30 protein-coding genes and 1 tRNA gene are annotated in these 24,622 nt (G+C 63.5%); all 31 read left to right on the plus strand.

Annotation, left to right across the window (positions count from 1 at the left end; all coding sequences use genetic code 11):
* The coding region (locus FJ311_02570) for an elongation factor Tu (protein ID MBM3950316.1) at positions 1 to 128 on the plus strand (128 nt) is incomplete at its 5' end.
* A gap of 4 nt (positions 129 to 132) precedes the next feature.
* Positions 133 to 208, plus strand: a tRNA-Trp gene (locus FJ311_02575).
* A 59-nt stretch (positions 209 to 267) separates the two neighbouring features.
* Positions 268 to 465: a preprotein translocase subunit SecE gene (secE, locus tag FJ311_02580; GenBank protein MBM3950317.1), complete on the plus strand. Its 198-nt coding sequence runs from the start codon at positions 268 to 270 to the stop codon at positions 463 to 465.
* A 5-nt stretch (positions 466 to 470) separates the two neighbouring features.
* The gene (gene nusG, locus FJ311_02585; protein MBM3950318.1) at positions 471 to 1,001 is read left to right on the plus strand and encodes a transcription termination/antitermination protein NusG; all 531 of its coding nucleotides are present in this window, start codon (positions 471 to 473) and stop codon (positions 999 to 1,001) included.
* A gap of 26 nt (positions 1,002 to 1,027) precedes the next feature.
* Positions 1,028 to 1,456: a 50S ribosomal protein L11 gene (gene rplK, locus FJ311_02590; GenBank protein ID MBM3950319.1), complete on the plus strand. Its 429-nt coding sequence runs from the start codon at positions 1,028 to 1,030 to the stop codon at positions 1,454 to 1,456.
* Positions 1,457 to 1,460: 4 nt separating this feature from the next.
* On the plus strand, positions 1,461 to 2,153 hold the full coding sequence (locus FJ311_02595; protein MBM3950320.1) for a 50S ribosomal protein L1: 693 nt from the start codon (positions 1,461 to 1,463) through the stop codon (positions 2,151 to 2,153).
* Positions 2,154 to 2,508: 355 nt separating this feature from the next.
* Positions 2,509 to 3,027, plus strand: coding sequence for a 50S ribosomal protein L10 (locus tag FJ311_02600; protein ID MBM3950321.1), 519 nt, complete (start codon positions 2,509 to 2,511; stop codon positions 3,025 to 3,027).
* A gap of 45 nt (positions 3,028 to 3,072) precedes the next feature.
* Positions 3,073 to 3,447: a 50S ribosomal protein L7/L12 gene (locus tag FJ311_02605; GenBank protein ID MBM3950322.1), complete on the plus strand. Its 375-nt coding sequence runs from the start codon at positions 3,073 to 3,075 to the stop codon at positions 3,445 to 3,447.
* Between the two features lie 236 nt (positions 3,448 to 3,683).
* Positions 3,684 to 7,844: a DNA-directed RNA polymerase subunit beta gene (gene rpoB, locus FJ311_02610; protein ID MBM3950323.1), complete on the plus strand. Its 4,161-nt coding sequence runs from the start codon at positions 3,684 to 3,686 to the stop codon at positions 7,842 to 7,844.
* Positions 7,845 to 7,887: 43 nt separating this feature from the next.
* Positions 7,888 to 12,093, plus strand: a complete 4,206-nt coding sequence (gene rpoC / locus FJ311_02615) for a DNA-directed RNA polymerase subunit beta' (protein ID MBM3950324.1) — start codon at positions 7,888 to 7,890, stop codon at positions 12,091 to 12,093.
* Positions 12,094 to 12,439: 346 nt separating this feature from the next.
* Positions 12,440 to 12,811 (plus strand): 30S ribosomal protein S12, encoded by a 372-nt coding sequence (locus tag FJ311_02620; GenBank protein MBM3950325.1) that lies wholly within the window; start codon positions 12,440 to 12,442, stop codon positions 12,809 to 12,811.
* An 11-nt stretch (positions 12,812 to 12,822) separates the two neighbouring features.
* Entirely contained in the window at positions 12,823 to 13,293 is a 471-nt protein-coding gene (gene rpsG / locus FJ311_02625) for a 30S ribosomal protein S7 (protein ID MBM3950326.1), read from the plus strand.
* 21 nt (positions 13,294 to 13,314) lie between these two features.
* Positions 13,315 to 15,396: an elongation factor G gene (gene fusA / locus FJ311_02630; GenBank protein MBM3950327.1), complete on the plus strand. Its 2,082-nt coding sequence runs from the start codon at positions 13,315 to 13,317 to the stop codon at positions 15,394 to 15,396.
* 31 nt (positions 15,397 to 15,427) lie between these two features.
* A complete protein-coding gene (gene tuf / locus FJ311_02635; GenBank protein MBM3950328.1) occupies positions 15,428 to 16,618 on the plus strand; it encodes an elongation factor Tu in 1,191 nt (396 codons plus the stop codon).
* Positions 16,619 to 16,627: 9 nt separating this feature from the next.
* The gene (gene rpsJ, locus FJ311_02640) at positions 16,628 to 16,936 is read left to right on the plus strand and encodes a 30S ribosomal protein S10 (protein MBM3950329.1); all 309 of its coding nucleotides are present in this window, start codon (positions 16,628 to 16,630) and stop codon (positions 16,934 to 16,936) included.
* 16 nt (positions 16,937 to 16,952) lie between these two features.
* Positions 16,953 to 17,690 (plus strand): 50S ribosomal protein L3, encoded by a 738-nt coding sequence (locus tag FJ311_02645; protein ID MBM3950330.1) that lies wholly within the window; start codon positions 16,953 to 16,955, stop codon positions 17,688 to 17,690.
* Between the two features lie 18 nt (positions 17,691 to 17,708).
* Positions 17,709 to 18,329 (plus strand): 50S ribosomal protein L4, encoded by a 621-nt coding sequence (gene rplD, locus FJ311_02650; protein ID MBM3950331.1) that lies wholly within the window; start codon positions 17,709 to 17,711, stop codon positions 18,327 to 18,329.
* Positions 18,326 to 18,670 (plus strand): 50S ribosomal protein L23, encoded by a 345-nt coding sequence (locus tag FJ311_02655; GenBank protein ID MBM3950332.1) that lies wholly within the window; start codon positions 18,326 to 18,328, stop codon positions 18,668 to 18,670. Before rplD ends, FJ311_02655 begins: the two co-directional genes overlap by 4 nt.
* A 4-nt stretch (positions 18,671 to 18,674) precedes the next feature.
* Positions 18,675 to 19,520, plus strand: a complete 846-nt coding sequence (gene rplB, locus FJ311_02660) for a 50S ribosomal protein L2 (protein ID MBM3950333.1) — start codon at positions 18,675 to 18,677, stop codon at positions 19,518 to 19,520.
* A gap of 12 nt (positions 19,521 to 19,532) precedes the next feature.
* Positions 19,533 to 19,898 (plus strand): 30S ribosomal protein S19, encoded by a 366-nt coding sequence (gene rpsS / locus FJ311_02665; protein ID MBM3950334.1) that lies wholly within the window; start codon positions 19,533 to 19,535, stop codon positions 19,896 to 19,898.
* An 11-nt stretch (positions 19,899 to 19,909) separates the two neighbouring features.
* Positions 19,910 to 20,371 carry a 50S ribosomal protein L22 gene (locus FJ311_02670; protein ID MBM3950335.1) on the plus strand — a complete coding sequence of 154 codons (462 nt, stop codon included), beginning with the start codon at positions 19,910 to 19,912 and terminating at the stop codon, positions 20,369 to 20,371.
* Positions 20,372 to 20,374: 3 nt separating this feature from the next.
* Positions 20,375 to 21,052 (plus strand): 30S ribosomal protein S3, encoded by a 678-nt coding sequence (rpsC, locus tag FJ311_02675; protein MBM3950336.1) that lies wholly within the window; start codon positions 20,375 to 20,377, stop codon positions 21,050 to 21,052.
* 32 nt (positions 21,053 to 21,084) lie between these two features.
* Complete coding sequence (rplP, locus tag FJ311_02680; protein MBM3950337.1) at positions 21,085 to 21,504, plus strand: 50S ribosomal protein L16; 420 nt, start codon at positions 21,085 to 21,087, stop codon at positions 21,502 to 21,504.
* A 4-nt stretch (positions 21,505 to 21,508) separates the two neighbouring features.
* Positions 21,509 to 21,760: a 50S ribosomal protein L29 gene (locus tag FJ311_02685; GenBank protein MBM3950338.1), complete on the plus strand. Its 252-nt coding sequence runs from the start codon at positions 21,509 to 21,511 to the stop codon at positions 21,758 to 21,760.
* A gap of 22 nt (positions 21,761 to 21,782) precedes the next feature.
* On the plus strand, positions 21,783 to 22,013 hold the full coding sequence (gene rpsQ, locus FJ311_02690) for a 30S ribosomal protein S17 (GenBank protein MBM3950339.1): 231 nt from the start codon (positions 21,783 to 21,785) through the stop codon (positions 22,011 to 22,013).
* 34 nt (positions 22,014 to 22,047) lie between these two features.
* Entirely contained in the window at positions 22,048 to 22,416 is a 369-nt protein-coding gene (gene rplN / locus FJ311_02695) for a 50S ribosomal protein L14 (protein MBM3950340.1), read from the plus strand.
* A gap of 29 nt (positions 22,417 to 22,445) precedes the next feature.
* Positions 22,446 to 22,760, plus strand: a complete 315-nt coding sequence (locus FJ311_02700) for a 50S ribosomal protein L24 (protein ID MBM3950341.1) — start codon at positions 22,446 to 22,448, stop codon at positions 22,758 to 22,760.
* Between the two features lie 10 nt (positions 22,761 to 22,770).
* Positions 22,771 to 23,313, plus strand: a complete 543-nt coding sequence (gene rplE / locus FJ311_02705; GenBank protein MBM3950342.1) for a 50S ribosomal protein L5 — start codon at positions 22,771 to 22,773, stop codon at positions 23,311 to 23,313.
* A gap of 34 nt (positions 23,314 to 23,347) precedes the next feature.
* The gene (rpsN, locus tag FJ311_02710) at positions 23,348 to 23,653 is read left to right on the plus strand and encodes a 30S ribosomal protein S14 (GenBank protein ID MBM3950343.1); all 306 of its coding nucleotides are present in this window, start codon (positions 23,348 to 23,350) and stop codon (positions 23,651 to 23,653) included.
* Between the two features lie 14 nt (positions 23,654 to 23,667).
* Positions 23,668 to 24,066 carry a 30S ribosomal protein S8 gene (rpsH, locus tag FJ311_02715; GenBank protein ID MBM3950344.1) on the plus strand — a complete coding sequence of 133 codons (399 nt, stop codon included), beginning with the start codon at positions 23,668 to 23,670 and terminating at the stop codon, positions 24,064 to 24,066.
* Between the two features lie 21 nt (positions 24,067 to 24,087).
* Entirely contained in the window at positions 24,088 to 24,621 is a 534-nt protein-coding gene (locus FJ311_02720) for a 50S ribosomal protein L6 (GenBank protein ID MBM3950345.1), read from the plus strand.
* The last annotated feature ends 1 nt before the right edge of the window (position 24,622 follow it).

The following is a 24,622-nucleotide window of genomic DNA, read 5'->3' on the forward strand; positions in this document are numbered from 1 at the left end:
CGGGGGACAACATCCGGATGGACGTGACGCTGATCTCGCCGATCGCGATGGACGAGGGTTTGCGCTTCGCCATCCGCGAGGGCGGCAAGACTGTCGGCGCCGGCGTCGTCGCCAAAATTATCGAGTAGGCCTAGGGGTATAGCTCAGTTGGTAGAGCGACGGTCTCCAAAACCGTAGGTCGCGGGTTCGAATCCTGCTGCCCCTGCCATCTTTCCGGCGCCGGGCGGTTCGATTCGGCGCCCGGTGGTACAGACAAGCGTAACGGACATGAACAAGCCGAACATCGGTCAGTTTTTTCAGGAGGTGCGTCAGGAAGGCGCCAAGGTCACTTGGCCGACCCGACGCGAAACCGCCATTTCGACCGGCTTGGTGTTTGTGATGGTGATTCTCGCGGCGCTGTTCTTCCTGTCGGTCGACTGGATTCTGTCCCATCTCATGAAGCTGTTGTTCGGGATCGGAGCCTGAGCGTCATGGCCGCGCAGTGGTACGTCATTCACGTCTATTCGGGTTTCGAGAAGAAGGTCGCTCAGTCGATCGCGGAGCAGGCCAAGCAGGCCGGCATGTCCGAGCAGATCCAACAGGTCCTGGTTCCGACCGAGGAAGTGGTGGAAATGCGCCGCGGCTCGAAGATCAATTCCGAGCGCAAGTTCTTTCCCGGCTACGTGCTGGTGAAGATGGAGATGACCGACGAAACCTGGCACCTGGTCAAGAACACGCCGAAAGTCACCGGATTCCTCGGTGGTCGCGGGCGGCCGACGGCGATTTCCGAAACCGAGGCGAGCCGTATCCAGGCCCAGGTCAAGGAAGGCATCGAGCGGCCGCGCCCGTCGATCCGCTTCGAGATCGGCGAACAGGTCCGCGTCTGCGACGGCCCGTTCAATTCCTTCAATGGATTGGTCGAGGACGTGGACGAGGAACGCTCGCGGCTCAAGGTCGCGGTATCGATCTTCGGCCGGCCGACGCCGGTCGAATTGGAATACTCCCAGGTCGAGAAGCTTTGACGTTTTAAGAACCGTTAGGAACGACAATGGCGAAGAAAGTCACGGGCAGCATCAAGCTGCAGGTTCCGGCCGGACAGGCGAATCCCTCGCCGCCGATCGGCCCGGCGCTCGGCCAAGCCGGGCTCAACATCATGGAATTCTGCAAGCAGTTCAACGCGCGCACGCAAAAGATGGAGCCGGGCATGCCGATCCCGGTAGTCATCACCGCCTATTCGGACCGCTCGTTCACGTTCGTGACCAAGACTCCGCCCGCGAGCTATTTCCTGAAGAAGGCGGCCAAGCTGGAGAGCGGATCGAAGACCCCGGGAACCGACACGGTCGGCAAGGTGACTATGGCCCAGGTACGCGAAATCGCGCAGGCGAAGATGGCCGACCTCAATGCCAACGACCTGGACGCGGCCTGCCGCATGATCGCTGGCTCGGCCCGCTCCATGGGCATCGAAGTGAAGGAGTGACGTCATGGCGACGGGCAAGCGATTGACCAAGGCTTACGCCGGCATCAACCGGAACATGTCGTACGATCTCAAGGATGCGGTGCGTCTGATCAAGGGCAATGCCAACGCGAAATTCGACGAAACGATCGAGATGGCGATCAACCTTGGCGTCGATCCGAAACAGTCGGATCAGAACGTGCGCGGTGTCGTCACGCTGCCGCACGGCACCGGCAAGTCGCTGCGCGTTGCGGTTTTCGCCAAGGGCGCCAAGGCCGACGAAGCCAAGGCCGCCGGCGCGGAACTGGTCGGCGGCGACGACCTCGCCGAAGCGATCAACAAGGGCGAAATGAATTTCGACCGCTGCATCGCGACGCCGGACATGATGGGCGTGGTCGGCAAGCTCGGCAAGGTGTTGGGCCCACGCGGCCTGATGCCGAATCCCAAGCTCGGCACCGTGACCATGGATGTCACGAATGCGGTCAAGGCGGCCAAGGCCGGTCAGCTCGAATTCCGCGTCGAAAAGGCGGGTATCGTTCATGCCGGCATCGGCAAGGCGAGCTTTTCCGAGGAAGCGTTGGTTGCCAACGCGGCGGCGTTCATCGACGCGATCGCCAAGGCCAAGCCCTCGGGCGCAAAGGGCACTTATATGAAGAAGGTTTCGCTCAGCTCGACCATGGGGCCGGGCGTGAAGATCAACGTTTCGTCGTTGAACGCCTGAGGCGGTGTTGCGCGCGACAAACCGAGGAAGGATTGAGGATTTTCGAATTCCGCCGGGGGCGCTCAACCGCTCCCGGCGGGGAGGAAGCCGGCGGTAACGCCGGCGACCGACCTGTCCAAGACCGTAGGCGCCGAATGCGAGGGGGCAACCTTCGCCGACGGCTTAAAGGGGCTTCCCGCCTGCCGAGACAGTGCACCACCCGCATTTCCCGGATGCTTCGGGGAGGGCGGATTGATCTGTGGCGCTGGACAGGAATGAGCGGTTTCGGCGACGGCATACCGTCGCCGCCGGGACCAAGTGTCCAACGCCCCTCGCGGATCTTCGGGATGCGCGGGGGAGGGATATGGAGACGACAGTGAACCGAACGGAAAAAGAACAGCTCGTCGCCTCGCTCCATCAGACGCTCGCCGGCGCCAATCTCGTCGTGGTCACCCATTATTCGGGCATGACCGTCAGCGAGATGGGCGATCTCAGAGCCAAGATGCGGGCGGCCGGCGCCGGGCTGCGAGTCACGAAAAACCGGCTCACCCGTCGCGCTCTGGACGGCACCAAGTTCAAGGGCATCGAAGCTCTGTTCACCGGTCCGACGGCGATCGCGTATTCCAAGGACCCGGTGGCGGCGGCCAAGGTGGCCGTGACTTATGCCAAGGGCAACGAGAAGCTCGTCATCGTCGGCGGCGCTCTCGGCGAGGAAAAACTCGCCGCGAACGGCGTCAAGGCGCTGGCGTCGCTGCCGTCGCTCGACGAACTCCGCGGCACGATCATCGGCCTGATTTGCGCGCCGGCGACCAAGATCGCGAGAGTTCTCCAGGCGCCGGCCGGGCAACTCGCCCGTGTCTGCAACGCTTACGCGACCAAGAGCGAAGCGGCGTGAACCGCATCCCCCACAGAACCGTCAACACCCAAGGAGCATACGACCATGGCTAACCTCGATCAGATCGTCGAAGACCTCTCCAAGCTCACCGTGATGGAAGCCGCCCAACTCTCCAAGATGCTGGAAGAGAAATGGGGCGTCAGCGCGGCGGCACCGGTCGCCGTCGCCGCCGCGCCCGGCGCGGCCGCCGCCGCTCCGGTGGAGGAAAAGACCGAATTCACGGTCGTCCTCGTCGATGGCGGCGCGCAGAAGATCAACGTCATCAAGGAAGTCCGCGCCATCACCAATCTCGGCCTCAAGGAAGCCAAGGATCTGGTCGAAGGCGCACCGAAACCGGTGAAGGAAGGCCTCAAGAAAGCCGAGGCCGAAGAACTCAAGAAGAAGCTCGAAGCGGCCGGCGCTAAGGTCGAGCTGAAGTAGACGTCGTTGACGTTCCTATCGGCCGGAGCGCGGCGTCGCTCCGGCCGGCGATACCGCGCATTCGCCCGCAGGGCCGCCGCCTCCGGCCGGGAAAGCGGATGCGTTGCCGAAGCGAGGGGCCGCAAGGCCCCGCATCGCCCGACGGACATTCCGTCGCCCGACCGGATTTAGGCGATCCGGTCGGGCGCGGGAAATGATCGCGTCGGGCTGAATTGACGACACGAGGACCAGGACACATGACCAGTTCGTTCACCGGACGTAAGCGCGTTCGCAAGTACTTCGGCCGCCTGGCAGCGGCCGTGGAGATGCCGAACCTGATCGAGGTGCAGAAAAGCTCCTACGAACAGTTTCTGCAGCGCGACGTCCCGGCCGGACAACGCGCCGAATCCGGTCTGCAAGCCGTGTTCAAGTCCGTGTTCCCGATCAAGGACTTTTCCGAGCGCGGCACCCTCGAATTCGTCAAATACGAGTTCGAAGCGCCCAAGTACGACGTCGAGGAATGCCAGCAGCGCGGCATGACGTTCGCCGCCCCACTCAAGGTGACGCTGCGCCTCGTGGTCTGGGACGTGGACGAGGAAACCAAGTCGCGCTCGATCCGCGACATCAAGGAGCAGGACGTCTACATGGGCGACATGCCCCTGATGACGGCCAACGGTACCTTCGTCATCAACGGCACCGAGCGCGTGATCGTGTCCCAGATGCATCGCAGCCCGGGCGTGTTTTTCGATCACGACAAGGGCAAGACCCATTCGTCGGGCAAGTTCCTGTTCGCGGCGCGGGTGATTCCTTATCGCGGTTCGTGGCTCGACTTCGAATTCGACGCCAAGGATTTGGTCTACGTCCGCATCGACCGCCGCCGCAAGCTGCCGGTGACGACACTGCTGATGGCGTTCGAGGACGAACGCACGGCGAAGCTCCGCGCCAAGCGCCAGAACGAGGGCCGCACGGTCGAACCGCACGAAATCCGCGGCATGTCCGCCGACGATATTCTCGCCTATTTCTACGACCGCACCGTGTTCACGCGGGCGAAGAAGGGCTGGCACACGCCGTTCGTTCCCGAGCGGTTGAAGAACATCAAGCTCGTGCGCGACATGGTCAACGCCAAGACCGGCCGCACCGTGGCCGAGGCGGGCGCCAAGCTGACTCCGCGCCTGCTGCGCCAACTCGAGGAAAAAGGCCTGGAAGAAATCGTGGTGCCGGACGAAGAGTTGATCGGGCGCTACGTCGCCTGCGATCTGGTCAACAGCAAGACCGGCGAAATCTACGCGGAGGCGGGCGACGAAATCACTTTGCAGGTGATGGAAGCGCTCAATGCCGCCGGCGTGGATGAAATCCCGACGCTGGCGATCGATCACGTCAATGTCGGGCCCTATATCCGCAACACCCTCAAGGTGGACAAGAATTCCACCCGCGACGAAGCGCTGATCGACATCTACCGGGTCATGCGCCCGGGCGAACCGCCGACGCTGGAAACGGCCGAGGCCCTGTTTCAAGGCCTGTTCTTCGACGGCGAGCGCTACGACTTGTCGGCGGTCGGCCGCGCCAAGCTGAACGCGCGCCTCGGATTCCAGACCGAAGACACGCTCCGCGTGCTGCGCAAGGAAGACATGCTGGCGGTGGTCAAGACCCTGGTCGAGCTCAAGGACGGTCGGGGCGAAATCGACGACATCGACCATCTCGGCAACCGGCGCGTCCGTTCGGTCGGCGAACTGATGGAAAACCAGTACCGCATCGGCCTGTTGCGGATGGAGCGCGCGATCCGCGAACGCATGAGTTCGGTCGATATCGACACCGTAATGCCGCACGACCTGATCAACGCCAAACCCGCCGCCGCGGCAGTGCGCGAATTCTTCGGGTCCTCGCAGCTCAGTCAGTTCATGGATCAGACTAACCCGCTGTCCGAAGTGACGCACAAGCGGCGCCTATCGGCACTCGGGCCGGGCGGCCTGACACGCGAGCGTGCCGGCTTCGAGGTGCGCGACGTGCATCCGACCCACTACGGCCGGATCTGCCCGATCGAAACGCCAGAAGGCCCGAACATCGGCCTGATCAACTCGCTCGCCACTTACGCCCGGGTCAACAAGTACGGGTTCATCGAAACGCCCTACCGCAAGGTGGACAAGGGGCGGGTGACCGACAACGTCGCCTATCTCTCGGCAATGGAAGAAGGGCGCTACACCATCGCCCAGGCCAACGCCGAACTCGACGAACGCGGCCGCTTCACCCACGAACTAGTAAGTTGCCGCAAGGGCGGGGACTTCCTTCTGACCCGTCCCGAGGACATCGAATACATGGACGTGTCGCCGAAGCAACTTGTGTCGGTGGCGACCGCCTTGATTCCGTTCCTGGAAAACGACGACGCCAACCGCGCCCTGATGGGCTCGAACATGCAGCGCCAAGCGGTGCCGCTGATCCAGTCCGAGGCGCCGCTGGTCGGTACCGGCATGGAAGCGACCGTTGCCCGCGACTCGGGTGCCACCATCGTCGCGCGCCGGTCCGGCGTGATCGACCAGGTCGACGCCACCCGTATCGTCGTGCGCGCGACCGGGGAAACGTCGACCTCGGCCCCGGGCGTCGACATCTACAATCTGCTTAAGTTCCAGCGCTCCAACCAAAGCACCTGTCTGCACCAGAAGCCGCTGGTCAAGGTCGGCGACAAGGTGGAGGCGGGCGACACCATCGCCGACGGTCCCTCGACCGAACTCGGCGATCTGGCGCTCGGACGCAACGTGCTGGTCGCCTTCATGCCGTGGCACGGATACAACTTCGAAGACTCGATCCTGATTTCGGAACGGATCGTGTCGGACGACGTCTTCACCTCGATCCACATCGAGGAATTCGAGGTCATGGCCCGCGATACCAAGCTCGGCCAGGAAGACATCACCCGCGATATTCCGAACGTCGGCGAGGAAGCCCTCAAGAACCTCGATGAAGCCGGTATCGTCTACATCGGCGCCGAATTGAAGCCGGGCGACATCATGGTCGGCAAGGTGACGCCGAAGGGCGAAAGCCCGATGACGCCGGAAGAAAAGCTCTTGCGCGCCATCTTCGGCGAAAAGGCTTCCGACGTGCGCGATACGTCGTTGCGCGTGCCGCCGGGCGTGTCGGGAACGGTGGTTGAAGTACGCGTCTTTTCGCGCCGGGGCGTGGAAAAAGACGAGCGCGCCTTGGCGATCGAACGGGCCGAAATCGAACGCCTGGCCAAAGACCGCGACGACGAACGCGCCATCCTTGAACGCAGCTTCCAGCAGCGTCTCAAGGACCTGCTGATCGGGCGCAAGATCGAAAGCGGACCCAAGGCGATCGGCGACGCCTCCAAGGTGACCGACGAATTGCTCGAAAACCTGACGGCTGGGCAGATGGCCCAGATCGTCGTCGGCAACGACAAGGTGATGCAGGACATCGAAGCCCTCAAGGGGCAGTTCGAGGAAAGCATCGCTCGCCTGCAGGCTCGCTTCGAGAACAAGGTCGAGAAGCTCCAGCGTGGCGACGATCTGCCGCCGGGTGTGATGAAGATGATCAAGGTCTTCATTGCCGTGAAACGCAAGCTGCAACCCGGCGACAAGATGGCCGGCCGCCACGGCAACAAGGGCGTAGTGTCCAAGGTGGTTCCGGTCGAGGACATGCCGTACCTCGAAGACGGTCGCCCGGTCGACATCGTGCTGAACCCGCTTGGCGTGCCGTCGCGCATGAATGTCGGGCAGATCCTAGAAACCCACCTCGGGTGGGCGTGCGCCGGGCTCGGGCGCCAGATCGGCGAATTGATGGGGGCGGCCAGCGGCAAGTCCGCCGACGCGCAAAAGCTGCGTTCGCGCCTGAAGGAAATCTACGGGCCGAAATCCTACAAGGAGGATGTCCAGGACCTGAGCGATTCGGAGGTCATGGAACTGGGCCGCAACCTGAGCCACGGTATCCCCGTCGCCTCGCCCGTGTTCGACGGGGCGCAGGAAAAAGATATCGTCGCCATGCTTGAAACGGCTGGCCTCGATTCAACCGGCCAGGTGATTTTGGTCGACGGTCGTACCGGCGAACCGTTCGAGCGCAAGGTGACGGTCGGCTACATCTACATGATGAAGCTGCACCATTTGGTGGACGACAAGATCCACGCCCGCTCGATCGGCCCCTACAGCCTCGTCACCCAGCAGCCGCTTGGCGGCAAGGCGCAGTTCGGCGGCCAGCGCTTCGGCGAAATGGAAGTCTGGGCGCTCGAAGCCTACGGCGCGTCCTACACGCTCCAGGAAATGCTTACGGTCAAGTCGGACGACGTTTCCGGCCGCACCAAGGTCTACGAGGCAATCGTCCAGGGCGACGATTCGTTCGAAGCCGGCATTCCCGAATCGTTCAACGTGCTGGTCAAGGAACTGCAAGCCCTCGGCTTGAACGTCGAGCTGCATTAACACCTGTTCGTTCCGTCGCGACGGAATCGAGGAGAAAAGTCCAATGAACGAAATGGCCAAGGTCTTCGGCACGCAACCCGCGCCGCAATTGTTCGACCACATCCGTATCTTGATCGCCAGCCCGGACCACATCCGGTCCTGGTCGTTCGGCGAAATCAAGAAGCCGGAGACTATCAACTATCGGACCTTCAAGCCGGAGCGCGACGGCCTGTTCTGCGCGCGCATCTTCGGCCCGACCAAGGACTACGAGTGCTTGTGCGGCAAGTACAAGCGTATGAAGTACAAGGGCATCGTCTGCGAAAAATGCGGCGTCGAAGTAACCCTGCAGAAGGTCCGGCGCGAACGCATGGGCCACATCGAACTGGCGAGCCCGGTCGCGCACATTTGGTTCATGAAGTCGCTGCCGTCGCGTATCGGCCTGCTGCTCGACATGACGCTCAAGGATCTCGAGCGGATTCTCTATTTCGAGAACTTCGTGGTGGTCGAGCCCGGCCTGACCCCGCTCAAGCTGCGCCAACTGCTCAACGACGAGGAACTGCAAAAAGCCCTCGACGAGTACGGCGAGGACTCCTTCACCGTCGGCATCGGCGCCGAGGCGATCCGCAACATGCTCAAGGTCATCAACCTCGAGGAAGAGCGGACCAAGATGCGCGTCGAGCTGAAGGAGACCACCTCCGAGGCCAAACGCAAAAAGCTGGTGAAGCGGCTCAAACTGGTCGAGTCGTTTATCGAATCGGGCTCGCGCCCGGAGTGGATGATCCTCGAGGTGATCCCGGTCATCCCGCCCGAACTGCGCCCGTTGGTGCCGCTCGACGGCGGCCGTTTCGCCACGTCCGATCTTAACGACCTCTACCGCCGGGTCATCAACCGCAACAACCGTCTGAAGCGCCTGATCGAACTGCGCGCGCCCGAAATCATCGTCCGTAACGAAAAGCGGATGCTGCAGGAAGCGGTCGACGCCCTGTTCGACAACGGCCGGCGCGGCCGCGCCATCACCGGCGCCAACAAGCGCCCGCTCAAGTCGCTGTCCGACATGCTCAAGGGCAAGCAGGGGCGCTTCCGCCAGAACCTGCTCGGCAAGCGTGTCGACTACTCGGGGCGTTCGGTGATCGTGGTCGGCCCCGAACTGATGCTGCATCAATGCGGCCTGCCGAAGAAGATGGCGCTCGAACTCTTCAAGCCGTTCATTTACTCCAAGCTCGAGCAGTACGGCATGGCGGCCACCATCAAGGCCGCCAAGCGCATGCTGGAAAAAGAGCGGCCGGAAGTGTGGGAGATCCTCGAAGAAGTGATCCGCGAGCATCCCGTCCTGCTCAACCGCGCGCCGACACTGCACCGCCTCGGTATTCAGGCGTTCGAACCGGTGCTGATCGAAGGCAAGGCGATTCAGCTGCACCCGCTGGTGTGCGCGGCGTTCAACGCCGACTTCGACGGCGACCAGATGGCGGTGCATGTGCCGTTGTCGCTGGAAGCGCAACTCGAGGCGCGCGTGCTGATGATGTCCACCAACAACATCCTCAGCCCCGCCAACGGCAAGCCGATCATCGTTCCGTCGCAGGATATCGTGCTCGGCCTCTACTACCTGACCCTCGAGCGCGAGGGCGAAAAGGGCGAGGGCATGAAGTTCGTCGACATCGGCGAAATCGAGCAGGCGCTGCAGGCCAAGGCCGTGTCGCTGCACGCCAAGATCACCGCCCGCTTCCGCGGGGTCGATGGCGAAGGACGGCCGGCCACCGCTCTGATGAAAACCACGCCAGGCCGGATGATTCTGTCCGAAATCCTGCCGCGCAACCGCAACATCAGCTTCGACCTGATCAACCGCGTGTTGACCAAGAAGGACATCACCACGGTCATCGACGCGGTCTACCGCCACTGCGGCCAGAAGGAGACGGTCATCTTCGCCGACCGCATGATGCGGCTCGGTTTCAGTTATGCTTGCCGTGCCGGCATTTCGTTCGGCAAGGACGACATGGTGGTGCCGGAAAACAAGACCCAGCTGGTGGCCGAGACCGAGGCCAGGGTCAAGGAGTTCGAACAGCAGTACATGGACGGTCTCATCACCCGCGGCGAAAAGTACAACAAGGTGGTGGACGCCTGGTCGCACTGCACCGACCGCATCGCCGACGAGATGATGAAGCGCATCTCCAACGTCAAGCCGGGCCAGCCGGTCAACTCCATCTACATGATGGCGCATTCGGGCGCGCGCGGCTCGGCGGCGCAGATGAAGCAGCTTGCCGGCATGCGCGGCCTGATGGCCAAGCCGTCGGGAGAAATCATCGAGACGCCGATCATCTCCAACTTCAAGGAAGGGTTGACGGTGCTCGAGTACTTCACCTCGACTCACGGCGCGCGCAAGGGATTGGCCGACACGGCGCTCAAGACCGCCAACTCCGGCTACTTGACTCGCCGCCTGGTCGATGTCGCCCAGGACTGCATCATCACCGGCGACGACTGCGGCACGCGCCGCGGTATCACGGTGCGCGGCGTCGTCGAAGGCGGCGAGGTGGTTTCGCCGCTCACCGAACAGGTGCTCGGCCGCTGCGTGGCGGAAGACGTGCTCGATCCGGCGTCGAACGCCGTCCTGGTGGCCGCCGGACAGATGATCGAGGAAGACCAGTTGGTCGTGATCGAGAAGGCGGGTGTCGAATCGATCAAGATCCGTTCGGTACTCACCTGCGAAAGCGAAAAGGGCGTGTGCGCGACCTGCTACGGCCGCGACCTCGCGCGCGGAACCAAGGTCAACGTCGGCGAGGCGATCGGCGTGATCGCCGCGCAGTCGATCGGCGAGCCGGGCACGCAGCTCACCATGCGGACGTTCCATATCGGCGGCGCGGTTCAGCGCGGGGCCGAAGAATCGAAGGTCGAGGCTTCGGCCGACGCGATCGTTCATCTGCGCAACTGCAACCGCGTCACCAACAGTCGCGGCGAGCAGGTGATCATGAGCCGGAACGCGGAATTGCGGCTGATCGACAGCCAAAACCGCGAACGGGCGCGCCATCGGATTCCCTACGGCGCCAAGCTGCTGGTCGAAGACAAGCAAAGCGTCACGCGCGGCCTCAGGCTGGCGGAATGGGACCCCTATACGCTGCCGATCATCACCGAACGGGACGGCGTGGTTTCGCACGTCGATTTGGTCGATGGCATTTCGATGATCGAGCGCATGGACGAGGCGACCGGCATCGCCAAGAAGGTCGTGGCGGACTGGAAGCAACAGCCCAAGGGCGTCGATCTTAGGCCGCGTATCGTCCTCAACGATGCGCAAGGCAATCCGGTGCTGCTCCCCAACGGACAGGAAGCGCGTTACTTTCTGATGGTCGACGCCATTCTGTCGGTCGAAAACGGGCAGACCGTTCACGCCGGCGACGTGCTGGCGCGCATGCCGCGCGGCGAATCGGCGAAGACCCGCGATATCACCGGCGGCCTGCCGCGCGTCGCGGAGTTGTTCGAAGCCCGCCGTCCGAAGGACTTCGCAATCATTGCGGAAAGCGAGGGCCGTATCGAGTTCGGCAAGGACTACAAGGCGAAGCGCCGGATCGTCGTCGTGCCGACCGACACCGACAGGAAGCCGCAGGAATACCTCATTCCCCGCGGCAAGCACATCGCGGTCCAGGAAGGGGATTACGTTCAGATCGGCGACCGCCTAGTCGATGGTAACCCCGTGCCGCACGACATTCTGCGCGTGCTCGGGGTCGAGGCGCTGGCGACTTACCTGATCAACGAGATTCAGGCCGTCTACCGGCTCCAGGGCGTGAAGATCAACGACAAGCACATCGAGGTGATCGTCCGCCAGATGTTGCAGAAGGTCGAGATCACGGACCACGGCGACACGTCGTTCTTGATCGGCGAGCTGGCCGATCGCGAGGAGTTCGACCAGGTCAACGCCAAGGCCGTGGCCGAAGGCGGCAAGCCGGCCCAGGCGATCCCGGTGCTTCAGGGCATCACCAAGGCGAGCTTGCAGACGCACTCCTTCATCTCGGCGGCCTCGTTCCAGGAAACGACCCGGGTGTTGACCGAGGCGGCCGTTGCCGGCCGGATCGATCGCCTGGTTGGCCTCAAGGAAAACGTCATTGTCGGCCGCCCGATCCCGGCGGGCACCGGCTCGGTGCTCAATCGGGTGCGCCGGATCGCTCTTGATCGGGATCGGGAGGTGGCGGCCAAGCTGGCGGCGGAAAAGGCGGCGGCCGAGCCGGCGCCCGCGGCGGCGGGCGGGGAATCCGCCGGTTCCGCGCCCGGACCGGCCGCGGAATAAGGAGGGCGGAAAACCGACGCCGGCAAGGCCGCGACGACATCGGAGCGGATGGGTGGCGGAGGCCGAAAAAAGGCCGAATTTCCGCAGCCCGGCCCTTGACGGGGTGGGGGGTCCTGCATAGTATGCCGCCGCCTTGACGGGGCGCTGGTGGTAGACCCGGTGCGGTCTAGACGCAGGCCTCCTGTTGAGACGTGAAAATCCGGGCATGAAAAGCCCCTCCGGGCGGCAACGCGCGCCGCCCAGGAGGTGTTTGTTTTGCCGAAAATTTTCTGTGGGCGAGATTTTTGCGACCGTCGCCGTCGCGACCTGGAAACGAAATGGATGCGAGTTTAAGGACCACGAACGCATGCCGACGATCAACCAACTGATTCGCCGCGCGCGCCGCACCGCGCCGGCGCGCAACAAGGTGCCGGCGCTCGCAGGCAGCCCGCAGCGACGCGGCGTATGCACCCGCGTCTACACCACGACGCCGAAGAAGCCGAACTCGGCGCTGCGCAAGGTCGCGCGCGTGCGCCTGACCAACGGCTTCGAAGTGACCAGCTACATTCCCGGCGAAGGCCATAATCTGCAGGAACACTCGGTGGTCATGATTCGCGGCGGCCGCGTGAAGGACCTGCCCGGCGTCCGCTACCACATCATCCGCGGCATTCTCGACACCCAGGGCATCGTTGCCCGCCGCCAGCGCCGATCGAAATACGGCGCCAAGCGACCGAAGTGAGGGTTTAGCCGATGTCCCGCCGCCACAGCGCCGAAAAGCGCGAAGTTCTCCCCGATCCGAAGTTCGGCGATCTCGTGATCGCCAAGTTCACCAATAGCCTGATGTACCAGGGCAAGAAATCCGCCGCCGAGCACATTCTCTACGGCGCCCTGGCGATGATCGAAAAGAAAACCGGGCAAAACCCGCTTAAGGCCTTCCACGACGCGGTCGACAACGTGAAGCCCTCGGTGGAAGTCCGCTCGCGCCGCGTCGGCGGCGCCACCTATCAGGTTCCGGTCGAAGTCCGCGCCGAGCGCCGCCAGGCACTCGCGATTCGCTGGATCATCGAAATGGCGCGTGGCCGCTCGGAAAAGACTATGACCGACCGGCTCGCCGCCGAGCTGATGGACGCGGCCTCCAACCGCGGTGCGTCGGTCAAGAAGCGCGAAGATACGCACCGGATGGCGGACGCCAACCGGGCCTTTTCCCATTACCGCTGGTAACCCCGCGCGCGAGAACGTTCCATGGCCCGTACCACTCCGCTCGAGCGCTACCGCAACATCGGCATCATGGCCCACATCGATGCCGGCAAGACGACCACGACCGAGCGCATCCTTTATTACACCGGCAAGTCCTACAAGATCGGCGAGGTGCACGAAGGCACCGCGACGATGGACTGGATGGAACAGGAACAGGAACGCGGCATTACCATCACCTCGGCCGCGACCACCTGCTTCTGGCGCGATCACCGCATCAACATCATCGACACGCCCGGCCACGTCGACTTCACCATCGAGGTCGAGCGCAGCCTGCGCGTGCTCGACGGCGCGGTGGCCGTGTTCGACGGCGTCGCCGGCGTCGAGCCGCAGTCGGAAACCGTCTGGCGCCAGGCCGACAAGTACAAGGTGCCGCGCATCTGTTTCGTCAACAAGATGGATCGCATCGGTGCCAACTTCTTTCGTTGCGTCGACATGATCCGCGATCGCCTCGGCGCCACGCCTATCGTCACCCAGTTGCCGGTCGGCCTCGAAGCCGACTTCGTCGGTATCGTCGATCTTCTCAAAATGAAGGCCCTTATCTGGCAGGACGAATCTCTCGGCGCCAAGTTCGACGAAAAGGACATTCCCGCCAACATGCTCGATCAGGCCAAGGAATGGCGGACCAAGTTGGTCGAGGCTGCGGTCGAATTCGACGACAAGGCGATGGAGTCCTATCTCGAGGGGCGCGAGCCGGACGTGGACACTCTTAAGAAGTGTATCCGTCTCGCCACCATTTCGCCGAAGCCGACCGTCGCGGTGCTGTGCGGCGCGGCCTTCAAGAACAAGGGCGTCCAACCGATGCTGGACGCCGTGGTCGATTACCTGCCGTCGCCGATCGACATGCCGCCGGTCGAGGGCACCAAGCCCGGCAGCGAGGACGTCCTGTTGCGCAAGGTGAGCGATACCGAACCGTTCGCGGCGCTTGCCTTTAAGATCATGAACGATCCGTTCGTCGGCTCGCTTACTTTCATCCGCATCTATTCCGGCCGCATCGAGAGCGGCACCCAGATCCTCAACACCGTCAAGGACAAGCGTGAACGTGTCGGCCGCATGCTGCTGATGCACGCGAACACGCGCGAGGAAATTAAGGAGGCCAACGCCGGCGACATCGTCGCCCTGGCCGGGCTCAAGGACACCACCACCGGCGATACGCTTTGCGATTCGAGCCAGCCGATCGTGCTCGAACGGATGGAATTCCCCGACCCGGTCATCGAGGTCGCGGTCGAGCCGAAAACCAAGAGCGACCAGGAAAAGATGGGCGTCGCGCTGATGCGCCTCGCCGCCGAAGACCCTTCGTTCCGCGTCTCGTCCGATCCGGAAAGCGGCCAGACCGTGATCAAGGGCATGGGCGAGCTGCACCTGGAAATCATCGTCGACCGCATGAAGCGCGAGTTCAAGGTCGAGGCCAACGTCGGCGCACCCCAGGTCGCCTACCGCGAAACCATTTCCCGCGCCGCCGAGGTCGATTACACCCACAAAAAGCAATCCGGCGGCTCGGGCCAGTACGCGCGGGTTAAAATCCGTTTCGAGCCGCTTCCCCCGGGGTCCGGCTACCAGTTCGAAAACGATGTGGTCGGTGGCAACGTGCCGAAAGAATACATCCCCGGCGTGCAGAAGGGCCTCAACAGCGCGATCGACACCGGCATCCTCGCCGGCTTCCCGGTTACCGACCTTAAGTGCACTCTCTATGACGGCGCCTACCACGACGTGGACTCGAGCGCGCTCGCGTTCGAAATCGCCGCGCGCGCCGCGTTCCGCGAAGGGATGCAGAAGGCTGGGCCGAAACTCTTGGAGCCGGTCATGCGGGTCGAAGTGGTCACCCCCGACGAATACATGGGCGACATCATCGGCGACCTCAACAGCCGGCGCGGCCATGTCACCGGCATGGATCAGCGCGGCAACGCGCGTATCGTCAATGCCCAGGTTCCGCTCGCCAACATGTTCGGTTACGTCAACACCCTTCGCTCCATGAGCCAGGGCCGAGCCCAATTCACCATGCACTTCGACCACTACGCCGAAGTGCCGCGCAACGTGTCCGACGAAATTCAGGCCAAACTCGCGGGTTGACCCCGCCTATTGCAACCGGAGCACTTCAGCCATGGCGAAAGAGAAATTTGCGCGAACGAAGCCGCACTGCAACGTGGGGACGATTGGGCACGTGGATCACGGCAAGACGTCGTTGACGGCGGCGATCACGAAGGTGCTGGCGAAGAAGGGGATGGCGCAGTTCACGGCGTACGACCAGATCGACAAGGCGCCGGAGGAGAAGGCGCGTGGGATTACGATTTCGACGGCGCACGTGGAGTATGAGACGGACAAGCGGCATTACGCGCACGTGGATTGCCCTGGGCACGCGGACTACATCAAGAACATGATCACCGGGGCGGCGCAGATGGACGGGGCGATTTTGGTGGTGTCGGCCTCCGACGGTCCGATGCCGCAGACGCGCGAGCACATACTGCTGGCGCGCCAGGTGGGGGTACCGGCGATCGTGGTGTTCATGAACAAGGTGGACATGGTGGACGACCCGGAGCTGCTGGACCTGGTGGAGATGGAGGTTCGCGAGCTGCTCTCCAAGTACAAGTTCCCGGGGGACAAGATACCGATCGTGCGCGGCTCGGCGCTGTGCGCGCTGGAGGACAAGAAGCCGGAGATCGGCGAGCAGGCGATCATGAAGCTGATGGAGGCGATCGACGCGAGCATACCGCAGCCGGAGCGTCCGAAGGACAAGCCGTTCCTGATGCCGATCGAGGACGTGTTTTCGATTTCGGGGCGCGGCACGGTGGTGACGGGCCGTGTGGAGCGGGGGATCATCAAGGTCGGCGAGGAAATCGAGATCGTGGGGATCAAGCCGACGCAGAAGACGGTGTGCACGGGCGTGGAGATGTTCCGCAAGCTCCTGGACCAGGGGGAAGCGGGGGACAACATCGGGGTTCTGCTGCGGGGCACCAAGCGGGAGGAAGTGGAGCGCGGCCAGGTTCTGGCGAAGCCGGGTTCGATCACGCCGCACACGAAGTTCCACTGCGAGGCGTACATTTTGACCAAGGAGGAGGGCGGGCGTCACACGCCGTTCTTCGCCAACTACCGGCCGCAGTTTTACTTCCGGACGACGGACGTGACGGGGACGATCACGCTGCCGTCGGGAACGGAGATGGTGATGCCGGGGGACAACATCCGGATGGACGTGACGCTGATCTCGCCGATCGCGATGGACGAGGGTTTGCGCTTCGCCATCCGCGAGGGCGGCAAGACTGTCGGCGCCGGCGTCGTCGCCAAAATTATCGAGTAATCGGGTATCATGGAAAGCCAGAACATCCGCATCCGCCTCAAGGCGTTCGATCATCGCGTGCTGGACCAGTCCGCGCGCGAAATCGTCGGCACCGCGCAACGAACCGGCGCACAGGTGCGCGGGCCGATTCCGCTGCCGACCCGGATCGAGCGCTTCACCGTCAACCGTTCGCCGCACATCGACAAGAAATCGCGCGAGCAATACGAAATCCGCACCCACAAGCGGGTGCTCGACATCGTCGACCCGACCCCGCAAACGGTGGACGCGCTGATGAAGCTCGATCTCGCCGCCGGCGTGGACGTGGAGATCAAGCTGTAACAACGGAACGATCAAGATGCGCCCGCAACAACGAACCGGACTGATCGCACGCAAGGTGGGCATGACCCGCCTGTTCGGCGATGACGGCAGCCATGTGCCGGTCACGGTCCTGCACGTGGACAACGTCCAGGTGGTCGCCCGCCGTACCGAGGATAAGGACGGCTATTCGGCGGTCCAGCTCGGCATCGGGCAGGCTAAGGCCAAGAACCGGACCAAGGCCGAGCGCGGCCATTTCGCCAAGGCGAAGCTGGAGCCGAAGGATCGCCTGGTCGAGTTCCGCGTCGCGCCGGAAAACCTGATTGATATCGGCGCCGAACTGTCGGCCGGGCATTTCGTGCCGGGGCAACGGGTCGACATCGTCGGCACCACCATCGGCAAGGGCTTCGCCGGCGTCATCAAGCGCTGGAACTTCAAGGGTCTACGCGCCAGCCACGGCGTCTCCATCAGCCATCGCAGCCACGGCTCGACCGGCAACCGCCAAGACCCCGGCCGCGTGTTCAAGGGCAAGAAGATGGCCGGACACATGGGCGACCGGCGGCGGACGCAGCAGAAGCTTCTGGTCGTGAACACCGACGCCGAACGCGGCCTGATCATGGTCAAGGGCGCGGTTCCCGGTGCGGAAGGGAGCTACGTGCTGATCAAGGATTCGGCCAAGCTGCCGATCCCTAAGGACGCGCCCAGGCCGGCCGGCCTCAAGGGCGGAGCCGAAGCGGCCGCTCCGGCGGACGCGGCGCCCGAGGCGGCGAAAGAATAGAACGAGGACTCGACGATCATGAAGTGGGACGTCACCACGCTCGATGCCAAGAAGGTCGGCGACATAGACCTCGACGACGCCGTGTTCGGCGTCGAGGTACGCGCCGACATCATCGCGCGCATGGTCAATTGGCAGCTCAATAAGCGCCGCGCCGGCACCCACGCGGTCAAGCACCGCGGCGAGGTTCAGGGTACGACCCGCAAGCCGTTCGCGCAGAAAGGCACCGGCCGCGCCCGCCAAGGCACGCGCCGCGCGCCGCAGATGCGCGGCGGTGCCGTGGTGTTCGGGCCGGTGGTGCGCAGCCACGCGACCAAGCTGCCGAAGAAGGTGCGCGCCCTGGCGCTGCGCTGCGCGCTGTCGGCCAAGCGCGCCGACGGCAAGCTGGTGATCCTCGAGGACGCCAAGATGGCCAATCCCAAAACTAAGGACTTGGCCAAACGTGTCGCCAAACTCGGCTGGAACAGCGCCCTGGTGATCGACGCCCCGGCGATCGACGAAAATTTCAAGCGCGCGGCGGCCAACATCGCCGGGATCGACGTGCTGCCCAGCCAGGGCACCAACGTCTACGACATTCTACGCCGCGACACCCTGGTACTGACCCGTGCCGCGGTCGACAAGCTGGTGGAGCGCCTGCGATGAACGCCAAGAAAGCCGCCGCGCCCGCGCGGGAAAAGCCGGAATTCAAGCTGACGGAGGAGCGGATGTACTCCGTGATCCGTTCGCCGGTCATCACCGAAAAGGCGACCCAGATTTCGAGCTTTAATCAGGTCACGTTCCGTGTGCCGCTGGACGCGACCAAGCCGGAGATCAAGGCCGCGGTCGAAAAGCTGTTCAAGGTCAAGGTCGAATCGGTCAACACGCTTCGGCGCAAGGGTAAGCTGAAGCGGTTTCGCGGTCGTCCCGGCCGACAGAGCGACGTCAAAAAGGCGATCGTGACGTTGGCCGAAGGTCAGTCCATCGACGTGACGACGGGAGTGTGACGTTATGCCGTTGAAATCCTATCGGCCGACATCCGCTGGCCGCCGCGCGCTGGTCGCGATCGACCGCTCCGGCCTATGGAAGGGCAAGCCGGAAAAGAATCTGACCGAGGGCTTGGTGTCCACCGGCGGGCGCAACAATCTCGGGCGCATCACGACCCGTCATCACGGCGGCGGGCACAAGAAGCGCTATCGTCTGATCGACTTCAAGCGCCGGAAATTCGACGTCGAAGGCACCGTCGAGCGACTCGAATATGACCCGAACCGTTCCGCCTTCATCGCGTTGGTGCGCTATGCCGACGGCGAAAAGGCCTACATCCTGGCCCCGCAGCGCTTACGCGCGGGCGACAAGGTGGTGGCCGGACAGAACGTCGATATCAAGCCCGGCAACGCCATGCCGTTGCAGAACATTCCGGTCGGCACCGTCGTTCACAACGTGGAGATGAAGATCGGCAAGGGCGGCCAGATCGCCCGTTCGGCTGGCTCCTACGTCCAGTTGGTGGGCAAGGACCAGGGCTGGGCCCAGATCCGCCTCAACTCCGGCGAGTTGCGCATGGTGCGCGCCGAATGCATGGCCTCGATTGGTGCGGTATCGAACCCGGACCATCAGAACGTCAACATCGGCAAGGCCGGGCGCAACCGGTGGAAGGGTTGGCGACCGCACGTGCGCGGCGTTGCCATGAACCCGATCGACCATCCGCTCGGCGGCGGCGAAGGGCGGACCTCGGGCGGGCGCCATCCGGTCAGCCCGTGGGGCCAGCCGACCAAGGGTTACAAGACCCGTACCAACAAGCGGACGGCGCGCTTCATCATGCGCAGCCGCCACGCCAAGAAGCAGCAACAGCAGCAGTAAGGAGAGACGAAGGTGGCGCGCTCTGTTTGGAAAGGTCCGTTCGTGGACGGCTATCTACTCAAGAAGGCCGACGAAGCGCGCGCGTCGGGGCGCAACGCGGTGATCAAGACTTGGTCGCGCCGTTCCACCATCCTACCCCAGTTTGTCGGGCTGACCTTCGGCGTCTACAACGGCAACAAATTCATTCCGGTGATGGTGACCGAGGACATGATCGGCCACAAGTTTGGCGAATTTTCGCCGACCCGTTCGTTCCACGGTCACGGCACTGCCGACAAAAAGCTGGCGGTGGGCGGTGCGCCGGGCGCCCCGAGTGCCCCGGCTCCGGCCGCGCCCGCTCCCGCACCGGCCGCCGCGCCGGCCCCGGCGAAGAAGGGCTGAGAGGTTAGGCCATGAGCAAACCGTCCGCGCCCCGCCGTCTCGCCGACAACGAGGCGATCGCCAAGATCAGCAACCTGCGCGTCAGCCCGCGCAAGCTCGGCCTAGTCGCTGGCCTGATCCGCGGCAAAAGTTGCGAGCAGGCGCTGGCGGAACTCCGTTTTTCCCGCCGCCGCATCGCCCAGGACGTGAAGAAGGTGCTTCAGTCCGCGATCGCCAACGCCGAAAACAATCACCAGCTCGACGTCGACAAACTTTACGTGTCCGAGGTTTCGGTCGGTCGCGGCCTGGTCATGCGCCGCTTCCACGCGCGCGGTCGCGGTCGCTCGGCAGGCATCGAAAAACCATTCAGTAATCTGCGTTTGGTCGTGCGCGAGCGCGAGGCCAAACCCGAGCCGGAGGCCAAGGCCGAAGGCAAATCCGAGGATAAGGCCGCAGCCAAGGGCAAGCGCGCGGCGAAAAAGGAAAGGGCGTAACGCATGGGCCAAAAGGTCAATCCGGTCGGGCTCAGGCTCGGCATTAACCGGACCTGGGATTCCCGGTGGTTCGCCGAGAACGACTACGGCAACCTGCTGCATGAGGATTTGCGCATTCGCAAGCTGTTGACGGAGCGGCTCGCGCAGGCGGGCGTGTCGCGGATCGTCATCGAACGTCCGGCGAAAAAGGCGCGGGTGACCATCCATACCGCGCGGCCCGGGATCGTGATCGGCCGCAAGGGCGCCGACATCGAGAAGCTCAAGGCCGAGGTCCAGAAGATGACCGGCTCCGAAGTCCACTTGAACATTGTCGAAATCCGCAAGCCGGAAATCGACGCTCGCCTGGTGGCCGAAAACATCGCCCAGCAGATGGAACGGCGCGTGTCGATCCGCCGCGCGGTCAAGCGGGCGGTACAATCGGCACAGCGTCTCGGTGCCGAAGGCATCCGCGTCAACTGCTCCGGGCGGCTCGGCGGCGCGGAAATCGCGCGCCTGGTGTGGTACCGCGAGGGCCGGGTGCCGCTGCATACGCTGCGCGCCAACATCGATTTCGGCACCGCGACGGCCAAGACCTCCTATGGCACCTGCGGCGTCAAGGTTTGGATCTACAAGGGCGAGATCATGGCTCATGACCCGATGGCGCTCGACAAGCTTGCCATCGAGCAACAGCCGGCGCGCTGAACGGGAACCGAACAACCAATACGGATCGTCTCATGCAATCTCCGCTCAATGTCAAATACCGCAAGGCGCACAAGGGCCGCATCCACGGCAAGGCCAAGGGCGGGTTCAGCCTGAACTTTGGCGAATACGGCCTCAAGGCGCTCGAGCCCGAGCGGGTCACCGCCCGCCAGATCGAGGCCGCGCGCCGGGCCCTGACCCGCCGCATGAGCCGCACCGGGCGCGTGTGGGTACGCGTGTTTCCCGACGTGCCGGTGTCGAAGAAGCCGGCCGAAGTGCGCATGGGCAGCGGCAAGGGCAGCCCGGAATTCTGGGTATGCCGGGTCAAGCCGGGCCGCATCCTGTTCGAGGTCGACGGCGTGTCGCGCGACGTAGCGGAGCAAGCTTTCGCGCTCGCCGCCGCCAAGCTGCCGATCAAGACCCGGCTCGTGACCCGCGCGCTGAAAGGGGCCTGAACCGATGAAGCCCGCCGAAATCCGGACCATGAGCGACGATCAGTTGAAGGAATCTCTGGTCGGCTTGCGCAAGGAGGCGTTCAACCTGCGTTTCCAACGCGCGAGCGGCCAGCTCGAGAACACGGCACGCGTGCGCGCCATCCGTCGCGACATCGCGCGCATCAAGACCCAGTTGACTCAACGGAAACTCGGCCAAGCGGCGCCGGTCAAAGCCGCTCCGGCGAAGAAACCGAAGGCCAAGGCCAAATCGGCGTAGGAAAGACAGGAGATAGCGTGCAATGCCCAGGCGGGTTCTGAGCGGCGTCGTCGTCAGCGACAAGATGGACAAGACGGTGGTGGTGCGCGTCGAGCGCCGCTTCACGCACCCGATGTACAAAAAGATCATTCGTCGGTCCAAGAAATACGCCGCGCACGACGAAACGAACAAGCACAAGATCGGCGACGTGGTGACGATCCGCGAATGTCGCCCGATTTCGAAGAACAAGTGTTGGGAAGTGATCGCGGAGTGACATCCGAACTTCCGGGCGCGCGAAAGGTAAACCGATGATTCAAGTCGAAACGAATTTGGAAGTAGCGGACAATTCCGGCGCGCGCCGCGTGCAGTGCATCAAGGTGCTCGGCGGATCGAAGCGGCGCTACGCCACCATCGGCGATGTAATCGTCGTATCGGTTAAAGACGCGATTCCGCGCGGCCGGGTCAAGAAGGGCGAGGTCGTGCAGGCGGTGATCGTTCGCACGACCAAGGACATCCGCCGCGCCGACGGTTCGGTGATCCGGTTCGATCGCAACGCCGCCGTGCTGGTCGATAAGCAGGGCGAACCGATCGGCACCCGAATCTTCGGGCCGGTCACCCGCGAGCTGCGAGCGAAAAAGTACATGAAGATCGTCTCGCTCGCGCCGGAAGTGTTGTGAGGTAAGGCATTCGAGTCATGGTCATGAAGCTGAAGATCAAGAAGGGCGACCGGGTCGTCGTCATTGCCGGTCGCGATAAGGGCAAGGTCGGCGAGGTGCTCAAGATGTATCCGCGCGAACTGCGCGCGGTCGTCCAAGGCGTGCATCGCGTCAAGCGTCACACCCGGCCGACCCAGGCCAATCCCCAAGGCGGAATCGTCGAAAAAGAGGGGACGATCCACGTCTCCAATCTCGCGCTGGTCGATCCCAAATCCGGCAAGGCGACCCGCGTCGGCTACAAGATTCTGAAGGACGGCCAAAAAGTGCGTTTTGCCCGCAAGTCGGGCGAAGTGATCGACAAGTGAGGAAGGCGCCATGACGGCACGGTTGCAGGAACATTACGTCAAGACGGTCGCTCCGGCGCTGGCCAAGGAGTTCGGCTACACGAGCCCGATGCAGGTGCCGAAGCTGAGCAAGATCGTCATCAACATGGGCGTCGGCGAAGCCTCCCAGGACAAGAAGAAGATCGAAGGCGCAGTCAAAGAATTGACGGCGATCTCCGGACAGAAGCCCGTCGTCACGACGTCGCGCAAGTCGATCGCCACTTTCAAGCTGCGCAAGGGCGTGCCGGTCGGTTGCATGGTCACGCTCCGGCGCGAGCGCATGTACGAATTTCTCGACCGGCTGGTCAACGTCGCTCTGCCGCGCGTCAAGGACTTCCGTGGGCTTTCGGGCAAGAGCTTCGACGGCCGCGGCAACTACACCATCGGCCTCAAGGAACAGACCGTGTTTCCCGAGATCGACTTCGACCAGATGGAGAAGACCCGGGGCATGGACATCGTGATTTGCACCACCGCCAAGACGGACGCGGAGGCCAAGGCCCTGCTCAAGGGCTTCGACCTGCCTTTTGCGTCCTGATTGGGAACGATCGGCAACTCAGGAGCGATACAGTATGGCTAAGAAAAGTGCCATCGAGAGGAACGAAAAGCGCCGCCGGCTGGCGAAAAAACATGCCGCTCGCCGCGCCAAGCTGAAAGCCCTGGCCAGCGACAAGTCGCTGTCGCCGGAGGAACGGTTCGCCGCGCGGCTCAAGCTGGCGCAGCTGCCGCGCAATTCTTCGCCGAGTCGGTTTCGCCTGCGTTGCGAGCTGACCGGGCGCCCGCGCGGCAACTACCGGAAATTTAAGTTGTGCCGCATGGCGATTCGCGAGCTCGGCTCGTCGGGACAGATCCCCGGCATGATCAAGTCGAGCTGGTAAGGGAGACCCCGGATATGGCGATGACCGATCCCATCGGCGATATGATCGCGCGGATCCGCAACGGCCAGCACGCACGCCTGAGCGAGGTGACCGTGCCGGCGTCGCGCTTCCGCAGCGACGTGCTCGATGTCCTGAAGCGCGAGGGATTCATCCGCGACTTCGAGGTGACCGAAGTTCGCCCCGGCGTCGGCGAAATCCGGATCGAACTCAAGTACCACGAGGGCGACCCGGTGATCCGCGAAATTTCGCGCGTGTCGCGTCCCGGCCGTCGGGTCTATTCCAAGATCAAGGAACTGAGCAAGGTCTACAACGGCCTCGGCATCTCGATCCTGTCCACGCCGCGCGGCGTGATGTCGGATGCGGAAGCGCGTGCCGCCAACGTCGGCGGCGAAGTGCTCTGCCGCGTGTTCTAAGAAGATCCAAGGAACGCAATCATGTCCCGCGTCGGAAAAAATCCCGTCAAGGTGCCCGCCGGAGTTACGGTCGAGTTGGCCGGAACCCGGGTTACCGCCAAGGGCAAGCTCGGCGAGCTTACGGCCGACTACGGCCGCGATGTCGTGCTCGCGCGCGAGGGCGACGGAATCGTCGTCAAGCCGGCCTCCGAATCCCATCAGGCGCGTCGGATGTGGGGCACGGCGCGCGCTAGCATCCGCAACATGATCGAGGGCGTAACGACCGGGTATTCGGAAAAGCTCGATATCAGCGGTGTCGGCTTCCGCGCCGCCGTTCAGGGCAAGGACCTGGTCTTGCAACTCGGCTACAGCCACGAGGTCCGTTACCCGATTCCGGCCGGCATCAAGATCGCGTGCCCGGAGCAGACCCAGATCACGATCGCCGGATCGGACCGGCGCCTGGTCGGGCAGGTGGCGGCGAACATCCGCGACTTCCGTCCACCCGAACCCTACAAGGGCAAGGGAATCAAGTACGCGAACGAAACGATTCTCCGCAAGGAAGGCAAGAAGAAGTAGC

Source organism: Rhodospirillales bacterium (genome assembly GCA_016872535.1).
Taxonomy (GTDB): domain Bacteria; phylum Pseudomonadota; class Alphaproteobacteria; order Rhodospirillales; family 2-12-FULL-67-15; genus 2-12-FULL-67-15.